Origin of the sequence: Streptomyces spectabilis (assembly GCF_008704795.1) — a bacterium.
GTDB lineage: Bacteria > Actinomycetota > Actinomycetes > Streptomycetales > Streptomycetaceae > Streptomyces > Streptomyces spectabilis.
In genome coordinates this window covers 320,891-333,728 of the sequence record NZ_CP023690.1, presented here as the reverse complement: position 1 = coordinate 333,728, position 12,838 = coordinate 320,891, and the positions used below count along the sequence as shown (strand labels likewise).

Annotated in this window: 3 protein-coding genes; 2 read left to right on the top strand and 1 reads right to left on the bottom strand. The window is 69.5% G+C overall.

What is annotated here, in order from left to right; all coding sequences use genetic code 11:
* Window positions 1–184 precede the first annotated feature (184 nt).
* Complete coding sequence (locus CP982_RS01275) at window positions 185–994, bottom strand: IS5 family transposase (protein WP_229879383.1); 810 nt, start codon at window positions 992–994, stop codon at window positions 185–187.
* Window positions 995–1,621: 627 nt separating this feature from the next.
* Between CP982_RS01275 and CP982_RS01270 the strand changes: the two genes are divergently transcribed.
* Window positions 1,622–2,143 (top strand): Rieske (2Fe-2S) protein, encoded by a 522-nt coding sequence (locus tag CP982_RS01270; RefSeq protein WP_150508737.1) that lies wholly within the window; start codon window positions 1,622–1,624, stop codon window positions 2,141–2,143.
* The gene (locus CP982_RS01265) at window positions 2,140–12,819 is read left to right on the top strand and encodes a non-ribosomal peptide synthetase (protein ID WP_150508736.1); all 10,680 of its coding nucleotides are present in this window, start codon (window positions 2,140–2,142) and stop codon (window positions 12,817–12,819) included. The genes CP982_RS01270 and CP982_RS01265 overlap by 4 nt, the downstream gene beginning before the upstream one ends.
* Window positions 12,820–12,838: the final 19 nt, after the last annotated feature.

Sequence of the window (12,838 nt, the reverse complement as noted above, 5' to 3'; positions counted from 1 at the left end):
ACGCGTGCGAGCTGCCGGCGGACCTGCTTGGTGCGGTGCCCGAACGTTTCCAGCGGGTCGCACTGCCCGACTATTCGGGGCCGGGCGCGGGCCGACCTGGAGGCGATCTGCGAGACCGTTCCCGGACGGTGGGCCCTGGGATGCACCGAGTCACTGGACGCCGAACCGCTGCCTTTCTGAACCGTCATGAGACGGGCCTGTTGAAACGTCTCCAGCAGATGAGGCTGCAGGCCGGGGATGCGAAGGCGTCGTGGAGTGCGGTGCGTCGTTCCCAGCGGAGGGTGAGTCGTTTGAAGTGGTGGAGCAGGGCGAAGGTCTGCTCGACGACGTTGCGGAGCTTGCCCATGCCCTGAATGTTCGGGGCACCTTGGCGAGAGATGACCGGCAGGATCCGGCGTTTGCGCAGCTCGTCGCGGTTGGCGTTGGAGTCGTAGCCCTTGTCGCCGAGTACGGCCTCGGGGCGTGTGCGGGGACGGCCGGGGCGGCCCGCGACGGGCGGGATGCCGTCGACCAGGGCGAGGGTCTGGGTGACGTCGTTATCGTTTGCCGCGGTCGTGATGACCTTGAGCGGAGTGCCGCGTCCGTCGCAGATCAAGTGGTGTTTGCTGCCCGTCTTCCGCCGGTCGACCGGCGACGGACCGGTGTCGGCGCCCCCCCTTTTTTCGCGCGGATGTGAGAACCGTCCACGCAGGCCCTCGACCAGTCGAGGCGGCCGGCCGGCCGCATTCGGTTCGGCCAGCAGGATCCGGTGCAGCTGGTCGAAGACCCCTGCCTGCTGCCAACGTTCCAAGCGTCGCCAGCAGGTCTGCCCGGAGCCGAACCTCAGCTCCAGCGGCAGGAGTTGCCAGGCTATGTCATTGCAGAGGACGTACAGGATGCCCAGCAAGCAGTGTCGGTGAGCTACCGGCCGGCCTGTGCGTTCTCGGCATTGAAGCCCGCGCCGTCGTCGCTGATCTTCAAGGAGTCTCTGCCGCTGTAGTCCAAGTGCACGCACACCACTGAGGTCTGAGCGTGCTTGCGTACGTTCGCCAGCGTCTCGGTCGCTCGGCGCCGGGGGAGGATTCCTCCTCGCATAGTGCGCGGGCAAATCGAGGTGGTTCCCGCAGAAGCTGGAGGGGCAATAACTGTCGCCGGTTATAGAGGAGTTCCTCCAGTTCGTGGTGGGGCGGGCGGCTGGTGGTCGGGCTGTGCGCTTCGGCAACGAGCGTGTCGTGGAAAGTCATCGAGGACACGAACAGGCCAGGCGCCGACGCGGTGTCGTAACGTTCCACCGCGGGCTCTTCTCTCGGGCGGTACTCGTCGATGTCGTGATCGAGGCCGCCGACGAGGCCTCCTCGGTCGGCAGGAGGCCGACAAGTGGAACGGCCAGGCGCTGACTCACGGCGGCAACACGCATCACGTACTCCGCGCTGACCGAAAAGTGATGTGCCCCACAGGGGAAAGAACGTGTGAACGCGCAACGGTCCGCGGGTCATACTGATTGCCATGACGCCGACGGCCACATCCGTGGGCGCCTGCTGTTCGCTGCCGCGTGCAGGCCTCAAGCGCCCGGCCGAGATGTCGCGTTCGATCGACCCCTCCGGGGTTCGTCGACGCCGAGGGGGGACTGGTGGGCCGTGCCGTGTTCACCGACGCGGAACTCTGCCGACAGGGGTGGGGCCGCGTGTTTGCCCGGATCCGCGCCTGCCTCGACGCGTGCCCCTACTCTGGCTCCCTGGTGTGCCGCGCCGATTCCAGCTCGATCCGCAATTGCACCTGTACCCAGCACGGCTGGTCCTACGACCTGGCCGACCCGCTGGTGGGCGTGCTGAAGGGGTCAGGCCGTCCCGAGTCGTTCGACACCACCGCGTGGGATCTGGTCGGGGCGCCGTACGTCGCATCACCACACCGATTGATCTTCGGTACCCGGAATCCGGAGCCGGTGCCGCCGCTGGAGCCGCTCGGCGGCGTGGCCTGGCACAGGGACGCGATGTCCGACCACGATGATCAAGGAACGGTCATAGTCGGCGGGGTGCACGAGCGGGAGTTGCAAGACAACTGGAAGCCCGCTCCGCGCGAGCTTGGGCAGAGTCCTTACGTTCGCTCGCGATCTTCTGCCGCGGCGTTATGCCTGGGCGGCGTGGCGGAAAGGAGTCAGTCATGAGCCTACGTGCGCTCGCCCGCATGTATGCCGACGGTGAGTTGTCGACGACGGGGGTCCTTGCCGAGCTCGACAGACGCGTGGACATTCCTTTGTCCGAGGGGCAGCGCGGCCTGTGGGCGATTGCCAAGATGGAGCCGGAGACGTATGCGTACAACGTTCCCGTGTGCTTTTCGTTTGCGGACGTAGATACCGCTGCGCTTCAGGCTGCATTCCGCGACACGCTTTCCCGGCATCCGCTTCTCTCGGCCATGGTGCGCGAGACAGATGACGGACCGCGTCTGTCCCACGGAGACGCGGACCGTTTCTTCGTCGAGTACGTGGACGTTTCCGATGTGCCGTCCGGCCGAATGATGGAGTTGTTAAAGGAAAGCGCTAGGCGGCCGTTCGACCTGGCCGGTGATCCCTTGACCAGGCTGACTGTCCTGCGTCGCTCCGCGTCCGAGGCGTACGTTCTGCTGGTCGTTCATCACCTTGTGATCGATGGGGTGTCGGGGCGTCTCGTCATCGACACGCTGTTCAGTTCGTACCGGGCGCGGGTCGACGGGCGGGACGTGCCGATCGAGGTGGGCTCCGCCTCATTCGGTGAGTTCGTCGCGTGGGAGCGGGACGTACTCGCCGACGAACGCGCCGAGGAGGACCGGGAGTTCTGGGTGCGGGAGCTCGCCGGGGCGGACGTCCTCACAGGGCTGCCCACGCAGGTGACTCTGGAGCAGGACGCGCCTCATGTGGGCGAGGTGCACACCAGCCGGCTGCCGAAAGAGCAGGCTGCCGCCATCGCGGCCTTCGCCGCTTCGCATGAGATCAGCCCGGGGATCTTCTTCCTGGCGGCCTTCCTGACGCTGCTGCACCGGTACACCGGAAGCGAGGACCTCGTCATCGGGATGCCAGTGGCCGGGCGCCCGACGGAACGCTTCGACCCGATCGTCGGCTGCTTCGTCAACACCCTGCCCGTCCGGAGCAGGCCGAACGCTGCCGAGGAGTTCACGTCGTTCGCCCGGCGCGTCCAGTCCACGGTGCTCGAAGTACTGGAGCACGGGACCTACCCGTTCCGCCGGATCGTGGACGATCTCGGTGCTCGGGGCGTGAATCCACGTTCGCCTCTCTACCAGATCGTGTACAACTATCAGGATTCCGCTCTCTCCGGATACCTGGGCGAGCGGGCCCGCGCCACCGGTGAGACGGACTTCGAGCTGGTCGACGGGGTGCATCAGCTGGGTGAGTACGACCTCACGGTGGACGTGGCTCCCGGTGACGGGTTCCTGGTGAACTGGAAGTACCACCCCGACGCCTTCTCGGCCCACGCCGTCGCGGGCATGGCAGCACACCTCGCCACCCTGGTGGACAGCGTCCTCGACTCGGACGGACGGTCGCCGATAGGCAGGCTGAACCTGCTCGACGGCGACGAACGGCGCCTCGTCATCGAGGCATGGAACGGCACCGAGGCCGACTTCCCCACACATCGGACGTGCTGGGACCTCTTCGCGGAGCAGGCGGAGGCGAACCCGGACGCCCCGGCGGTCACCTGCGGGGAGCGGACTCTCACCTACCGCGAACTCGCGGACTGCAGCTCGGCCCTTGCCCAGGCGCTGACGCGTCAAGGCGTCGGCCCCGGGGACGTCGTAGGGGTCTGCTACGAACGGTCGCTCGACCTTGTCGTGGCCCTCCTCACCGTCATGAGGCTCGGCGCGGTGTACCTGCCCCTGGACGGCCGACTGCCGGCCGAACGCCTCTCCTACATGCTTGAGGACAGCGGCGCGCAACTCGTCGTCTGCCATGAGGCGGTGAGGGACAGGCTGGCCGCCGTGGGGACGCCGAAGGCGAGGCTGTACCCGACAGACCGCCAGGATGATCAGGTCGCCCAGGCAAAGACAGAGGCAGACGCAGCGGCGGGGGAGACGACCGCCGACGCGCCGGACCGGCGAGCCTCGACACCTGCTGCCGCCTACATCATCTACACCTCGGGCAGCACGGGGAAGCCCAAGGGCGTCGTCGTTCCGCACACGGCGCTGACCAATTTCATGCTGGCCATGGCGCACACGCTGGAAGTGACGTCCGACGACCGGCTGTTGGCCGTCACCACGCACAGCTTCGACATCGCCGCCCTGGAGCTCTACCTCCCGCTGATCACCGGCGGGCAGGTCTGCGTCTGTGCATCGGCCACGGCCGCCGATGCCACGTTGCTGGCCGACAAGGTCGCCGACTGGCGGCCCACCATCATGCAGGCCACTCCGGCGACCTGGGCCATGCTGGTGCGCGTCGGGTGGCAGAACACCGAGGGCGTCAGGGTGTTGTGCGGCGGCGAGGCGTTGCCCGACGGCCTGAAGGACCAACTCGTGGCGCGCGGCGAGGCCTGGAACCTGTACGGGCCCACGGAGACGACCATCTGGTCAGCGGCCAAGCGGCTGCGCCGTGAGGAGCCGGTGACCATCGGCAGCCCCATCGCGAACACCCAGCTGTACGTCCTCGACCAGAACCTGAGCCCCCTGCCTGTCGGCGTGACCGGCGAGCTTCACATCGCGGGCGACGGACTCGCCCTGGGCTACCACCGCAAGCCGGAGTTGACGGCCGAGCGCTTCCTGGCCAACCCCTTCGGGCCCGGACGGCTGTACCGGACCGGTGACCGCGCGCGCCGACTGCCGAACGGCGAAATCGCCGTCCTGGGCCGGATGGACAACCAGGTCAAACTGCGCGGCCATCGCATCGAACCCGGTGAGATCGAGACGGTGCTCAATGCCCAACCGGGGATCGACCGAAGCGTCGTCCTGCTCGAACATGTCGGCCTGTCGGACAGGCTCACGGCCTACTACACCGGGAACGGCAACGCACCGGTCGACACCGCGCTGCTGCGCGCGGAACTCGCCAAGGCCCTCCCCGCCTACATGCTGCCCGCCGCATTCGTGGCCCTGGACGCCTTCCCGCTCACGGCGCACGGCAAGGTCGACCGGGCGAAGCTGACCGAGGCCGCCCGGACGGTGCCGCTCCCGGCCGCCGAAAGGCCGGTGGCCGCGCTCGACATCGAGCGGACCGTGCGCGGGATCTTCGAAGAGGTGCTCGGCTCGCGTGACATCGATCGTGCCGCGGGCTTCTTCGACATCGGCGGTGACTCGTTCGCGGCCATCGAAGCGGCGGCGCGGATCAACCGCGAGTTCGGCTGCTCGTTGCGGCCCACCAGCGTTTTCGCGCACCCCTCCGTCGCGGCGATGGCCCGACACCTGACGGGGCTGCTGCCCGCCGGGCAGGCACCTGCGGCGCAGCCGGTCGAGCCCGAGCGGCAACCTGATCCGCGCCCTGCCACTCCGGCGGCCAGCGACGCCTCGCTCGATGACGCGATCGCGGTGATCGGAATCTCCTGCCGGTTCCCCGGAGCCATGGACCACCGTGCATTCTGGTCCGCGCTCGTGGAAGGACGCGGCGGCGGCACGTCGTGGTCGGTGGAGGAACTGCGGGCGCTCGGAGTGCCGGAGGAGCTGATCACCCGACCCGGATACGTGCCGCAGCGGTCGGTCGTGGACGGCAGGGCGGAGTTCGACGCGGCGTTCTTCGACATCTCCCCCCGCGACGCGGAGTTCATGGACCCGCAGGCGCGCTTGCTGTTGCAGCACGCGTGGCAGGCGCTGGAGGACGCCGGCTACCGCCCGGAGGACGTTCCCGAGACCAGCGTCACCACGTCCACGAGCACGAACTTCTACCAGGCCCTGCTCCCGGCCCTGATGGCGAACGCGTCGGGCCCGCGGGTCCTGGCGAGCGCTGAGACCTACGCCGCGTGGCTGTTCGCCCAAGGCGGCACGGTGCCCGCCATGATTTCCACCAAGCTGGGCCTGCGTGGCCCCAGCATGGCGGTGAGCACCAACTGCTCTTCTGCGCTGAGCGCGGTGCACGTCGCCTGTCAGGGACTCCTGGCCGGCGATGTCGACCAGGCGATCGTCGGCGCGGCCAGCCTGTTCTCCGCGGGGGAACTGGGATACGTGCACCAGCCGGGCCTGAACTTCTCGAGCGACGGGCGCAGCCGCGCGTTCGCCGACGGCGCCGACGGCATGTCCGGCGGTGAGGGTGTCGGCGTGGTCGTCCTCAAGCGCGCCAGCGAGGCGATCGCTGCCGGCGATCACCTGTACTGCCTGATCCGCGGCGTCGCGGTGAACAACGACGGCGGCGACAAAGCAGGGTTCTACGCGCCCGGTGTGCGCGGCCAGGCCGAGGTGATCCGCAAGGCGCTGGACAAGGCGGGCACGGACCCGTCGACGATCCGCTACGTCGAAGCGCACGGCACGGGCACGAGGCTCGGCGATCCCATCGAGGTCGCGGCTCTGACCCAGGCCTACCGCCACTACACGGCACGCAGCCAGTACTGCGGCATCGGCTCGGTCAAGAGCAACATCGGGCACCTGGACGCGGCCGCGGGGATCGCCGGCCTCATCAAGGTGGCCCTGGCCCTGCGGCACGGAGAGGTTCCGCGGACCCTGCACTGCGACGTGTCGAGTTCGGAGATCGACTGGGACGAGTCGCCGTTCTTCGTGGCCGACCGGAACCTGCCGTTGGACGGCGACGAGCCCGCGCGGGCGGGACTGAGCTCCTTCGGGATCGGCGGCACCAACGCGCACGCGGTACTGGAACAGGCGCCGACCGGTGCGCGGGCCGCCGGACGCCACGGCCCCCAAGCGGTGGTTCTCTCGGCCCGCGACGGGGAGCGGCTCGGCGTCCTCGCGCGGCAGCTCCTGGAGTTCCTGCCGGGATACCGGGACGCGCAGGGCGATCTGGCGTCGCTCGCGTACACGCTGCAGGTCGGGCGGCGGGCGATGGCCGAACGAGTGGCTTTCGTCGTGAACGACGTCGACGAGCTGATGGCATTCCTTCAGGACTACGTCGAGCGCGGGCCGCGCGGAACGGTGTTCGAAGGCACGGCCCGGCGGCCTGAAGACCCGCTGCTCGGCCTCTTCGATCACCCCGGGGAGCTGCGAGACCTGGCAGCTGGGTGGCTCGAACAAGGGGAGTGGGACAAGATCGCGCCCCTGTGGGTGAACGGCATCGACGTCGCGTGGGACGCTTACCACGGCGCGAATCCACCGGTGCGGGTGAGCCTGCCGACGTATCCGTTCGCTGCGAAACGGTATTGGCCCACTGCCGAGGCGGTGTCGGTCCCTCGGGCCACCGACCCGCTCGACGCTGAATTGCTGCTCGTGGCCGCGGCCAGGCCCGAGAGCGTCGAGACGTTCCTGGCCGGTCGCGCGTCCGCCACGGACGAGATGGACAGCCTTTCGCGCCCGCTCGTACTCGCACAGCTCGTGGCGGCGGGACTCTTCGACGCGCCGGTTCGTCGCGACCTGATCGGGCAGAGGATCATCACGCCGTCCTTCGCCCCGTGGCTCGACCATACGGTGACCGTGCTGCTGAGCCACGGAGAACTCGTGCGTGAGGGCGAATGCGTGGCGCCCAGGAAGAGTGCGCCAGGCCTCGAACAGGCGTGGCGCGCCTGGCGTGCGTGGAAGGACGTCCGTGCCGGAGATCCGGAGCTGGCGGCCAAGACCGGCCTGACCGAGCGCATGGTCGAGGCCTTGCCCGCGATCCTGTCCGGGCGGACGAAGGCCACGGCGGTCATGTTCCCGGGCGGCTCGTTCGAGCTGGTCGAACCGGCGTACCGGGGGAACGCGACGGCCGACTACTTCAACGACGTGACGGCCGGCGCGGTGCGCGCGGAGGTGGCCGCCCGCCGCGGCGGGGCCCGGCTGCTGGAGATCGGAGCGGGCACCGGCAGCACCAGCGAGCGTGTTTTCGCCCAGCTGAGGGGCCACGACCTCGCTGAGTACCGCTATACGGACGTTTCGAAGGCGTTCCTGATCGACGCGGAGCGGCGGTTCGCCGGCCAGGTGCCGTACGTGTCCTTCACGACCTTCGACGTGGAGCGGGAGCCCGGCGCACAGGGACTCACCGTGGGCGCCTACGACATCGTCATCGCCAACAATGTCCTGCACGCCACCGAGGACATCGTGCGGGCAGTGCGTCATGCCAGAGCACTGCTGCGGCCCGGCGGAGTCCTCGTACTGAACGAACTCGCCCGGAACGACTGGTGGTCGCACCTGACCTTCGGGCTCCTCGAAGGGTGGTGGCGGTTCACGGACGGAAGGCGTATCCAGGGCGGACCGGCGCTGTCCTCGGACTCGTGGCGCGACGTGTTGCGGGAGTGTGGGTTCGACACGGTCGAACTGTTGGCGGAGCCCGCCCGCGCCCTGGGCCAGCAGGTACTCCTTGCGCGCGCCGGTTCGCCCGTACCGCGCCGCGATCCGCGGCCTGCCGCACCCGTTTCGACCGAGGAGCACGTCCGCGCGAGCGTCGAGCGGATCCTCGCCGAAACGCTGAAGCTGACCGCGGATGAACTCGCGGCCGACAAGCCCTTCGCCGACTACGGACTGGACTCGCTCACCGGCGTCTCCCTGGTGGACCGGCTCAACGACTCGCTGAGCACGGACCTCGATCCGAGCGTGCTGTTCGAGAACCCGTCGATCAGGCGGCTGACGCGTTTCATCGTCGAGGAGGAAGGCGCCGCCATCGTGGGCGCGGTGTCCGGGCCGTCTGTGGTGACTGGCTCCTCCGTGGGTTCCGGGCTGTCTGCGGAGTCCGAGCCGTCCGTGAGTGCCGGGCCTTCCCTGGTGTCGAGGCCATCTGCGGTGTCCGAGCCGCCCGCGGTGTCCGAGCCGTCGGGCCGTGGCCGGGAGCCCGTCGCGATCGTCGGTATGAGCGGCCGGTTCCCGGGCGCCCGGGATGCCGACGAGTTCTGGGACCTGCTGGCCTCCGGCCGGGACGCTGTTTCGAAGGTGTCCCGCTGGGACCTCGCGTCGCTGGGCAGCGTGTGCCTGGACGGCGGTCTCCTGGACGGCGTCGACGAGTTCGACCCGCTCTTCTTCGGGATCTCCGGTGCGGAGGCCCTCTACATGGAGCCGCAGCAGCGGCTGTTCCTCCAGGAAGCGTGGCGGGCGCTCGAGGACGCGGGCCACGCGGGCGAGTCGCTCGACCGCGACCGGTGCGGCATCTACGTGGGCTGCGCCGCGGGCGACTACCTGGACTTGACGGGGCCGTCCGACTACCCGGGCCAGGCACTGTGGGGCAACATGAACTCGCTCGTGCCGTCCCGCATCGCGTACTACCTGGACCTGCACGGGCCGGCGATCGCGGTCGACACCGCATGCTCCAGCTCGTTGGTCTCCCTCTACCTGGCGTGTCAGGCGCTGTGGGCGGGCGAGGTCACCACGGCGATCGCGGGCGGGGTCTACGTCCAGAACTCGCCGCGGCTGTATCTGGCGGCGTCGCGGGCCGGGATGCTTTCCCCCACGGGCCGGTGCCGTCCGTTCGACCAGGCGGCCGACGGATTCGTGCCCGCCGAGGGAGTCGGCGCGCTGATCCTCAAACGGCTCTCGGACGCCGAGGCGGACGGCGACCACATCCACGGGGTGATTAGTGGAATCGGGATCAACCACAACGGCACGACGAACGGGATCGCCGCGCCGAACGGGACCTCGCAGGAACGGCTGATCCGGCAGATCTATCAGGACTTCGACATCGACCCCGCGGGGATCGGGTTGGTCGAGGCCCACGGCACCGGAACCAAGCTCGGCGATCCGGTGGAATTCCGGGCGCTCGATCGCGCCTTCCGCGGCTTCACGGACGCCGAGCGGTTCTGCTCGCTCGGCTCGACGAAAGCATCCGTCGGCCACGCGCAGGCCGCGGCCGGGGTGATCGGCGTCATCAAGGCACTGCTGGCCATGAGGCACGAGGTGATCCCCGGTCTGCCCCACCACACCGCGACGAACTCCAGTGTCACGTTGGTCGGCAGCCCGTTCTTCGTGCACAGGGAGCCGAGGCGGTGGGCCGTGCCCGAAGGGGGCAAGCGGCGCGCCGCGGTCACGTCGCTCGGCGCGAGCGGAACCAACGCCCACGCTGTCATCGAAATGCCGTCGCAGCCGTCGCAGCCGCCCCCGCCGCCGCGGAGCAGGCAGGACGGAGCCCGGTTGATCGCGCTGTCGGCGGCGACGGAGCACGCCTTGCGCGAACAGGTGGTCCGGCTCGCGCGCCACTGCCGCGAGCACCCGGACCTCGATGTCGGCGACGTGAGCCACACACTTCTGCTCGGCCGCAAGCACCTGCGGCATCGATGGGCGCGTGTGGTCCGGGACATCGCAGACCTGGAAAGCCAGTGCACCACCTGGCTCTCCGGGCAGGACATTCCGGTGCGGAGCGCGGACTCCAGGGCGCAGGCACTCGCCCAACAGTTCCTTGACGGTGAGGCACCGGATTTCGCCGAGTTGTTCCGCGACAGCCGCTACCGCCGCGTTCCGCTGCCCGGCTACCCCTTCGAGCGGGAACGCTACGCGCTGCCGATCCGCGCGGCGGCGGACGACGGGCCGCGGCGCGACGGGCGGGTCCTCACCGGCGACGAGTTCTACCTGCGTGAACATCAGGTGCGGGGGACCGGGATCGCCCCGGGGGCCATGTATCTGCAGTGGGCCGCAGCAGCGGCGAGGCGCACTGCGAGCGACGCGGTTCGCTTGCACGACATCGTCTTCTTGCGCCCCCTGTCGGTGTCGGGGGTGCCGCGCGCACTGCGGGTGGCTCTTCGCGCGGACGGCGACGTCACCCGGTTCATGGTGTCCTCCACGGAGTCCGCCGGAGACGAGCCCGTTCTCCACTGTCAAGGCGAGGTGTCCGCCGCGGAGCCGACGTCTGCACAGGCGCTCGATCTGCCCGCGCTGCTCCGGGATTTCCCGTCCGCGGAGTTCGACCCCCTGCGGTTCTACGCCGAGTGGCGGGATCGCGGCATCGCCTACGGCCCCACGTTCCAGGGGGTCGTGGCAGCCCACCGCAGCGAGAACGCGGTGCTCGCCGAACTGCGGCTGCCCAGCACGGCGTCAGGAACCATGGAGGGCCCCGTCCCGCACCCGGCGCTGGTGGACTCGGCGATGCAGTGCATGCGGTTGCTCGACGGCGACGATCGGGTCGGCCTTGTGTACAGCATCAAGTCGGCCGAATTCCTCGCCCCCGGCGCGACCACCATGTGGGCCCTGATCCGCCGCGCCGAGGACGCGCGCGGCGCGGACCGGATCGACATCGACCTCGCGACCGGCGACGGCACGGTGTGCCTGCGGCTGAGGGGCATCGCAGGCCGTCGAGCCGAGCGGACGCCGGACCCGGCGGACGGCGTCGCCACGCTGATGCCGGTGTGGGATCCCCTTCAGCGGACGCAATCCGCGACGTGGCCGCAGAGTTCCGAAGCAGTGGGCATCATCGCCTCGCCAGGTCAGGCGCGGGACGTACTCCTCGCGCTCCTGCCCGGCGCGCACGTGGTCGTAGACCCGTCGCTGAGTACGCACGACGACCTGGAGACGTCCGTCCGGTCCCTCCCGGACCTCGACCATCTGATCTGGGTGGCGCCCGGCGCCGTGGACGACCGGTCCGGTGCGAGCGTCGTCGAGGGCCAGTCCAGCGGCTCGCTGCATGCCTTCCGCACGGTGAAAGCTCTGCTGTCCGCAGGGTACGGCGATCGCTCACTGGGCCTGACCCTGATCACCGAGCGGGCGCACGCCGTCCATGAGGCCGAGGTCGTCGACCCGGCGCACGCCGGCGTGGCCGGCCTGGCGGGGTCGACCGCGAAGGAGTACCCCAACTGGCGGGTGCGGGTGGCGGACGTCCAGGACTACGACGCGCCCTCTCTCGCCGCGGTGCTCGACCTGGCCGCGGACCCGGACGGCGACCTGCGTATCCACCGCGACGGCCGCTGGTACGAGCAGCGGCTGATGACCGTACAGCCAGCCTCGTCGACGTCGTCGCGGCTGCGGCAGGGCGGCACGTACGTCATCATCGGCGGGGCCGGTGCCCTGGGCACGGTCATCAGCGAGTACATGATCCGCCGGTACCAGGCCCAGGTGGTGTGGCTCGGACGCAGGCCGCAGGACGCGCGAGTCGAAGCCGCTCTCGCTCAGGCAACCGGCGCGGACGGGCCCGCGCCGCTGTACCTGCGGGCCGACGCCACCGACCTCGCGTCCCTGCGCGTGGCGAAGGACGAGATCGTACGACGGTTCGGCGCGGTGCACGGCGTCATCCACTCGGGCCTGGTGTTCTCGGGGGCGAGCCTGGCCCGGATGAGCGAGGCGCAGTTCGAGGACGTGCTGCGCGGCAAGGTCGACGCGAGTGTGCGGTGCATGCAGGTGTTCGGCGGTGACTCGCTCGATTTCGCACTGTTCCTGTCCTCGATCAACTCCTACCTCAAAGCCATCAAGCAGGCGAACTACGCGGCCGCCTGCACGTTCCTCGACTCGTTCGCACTGACGGTGCAACGCCGGTACGGCGCTGTCGGCAAGGTGCTGAACCTGGGCTACTGCTTCAACAACGCACCCACCGAGGGAGAGCCGGGCGCGGTGGTCGCAGCGCAGGCGCCGCTCATCCAGCCGGACGAGCTGACGGCGGCGATCGAACGGCTGTGCGCGGGACCGGTCAGCAGGCTGACGTTGATGAAGTTCAGTCCCGCGCTCAACAGCCGGGGCATCGTTCTGGGCGACGACGAAGTCATCCTCCCCACGGCCGTGCCGCCGCACGCCGCGCTCGCCGACGTCCAGGAACCGGCGGTGGCGCCGGGCGGCGACCTGGAGCGGCTACGCGCCCGCATCGCAGAGCTGACCGCGCTCGCGATCTGATCGCGGCCTTCGAAGGGAC

Coding starts and splice junctions, on each gene's coding strand:
- CP982_RS01265 (WP_150508736.1), top strand. CDS start 2,140: ATGAGCCTACGTGCGCTCGCCCGCATGTATGCCGACGGTGAGTTGTCG.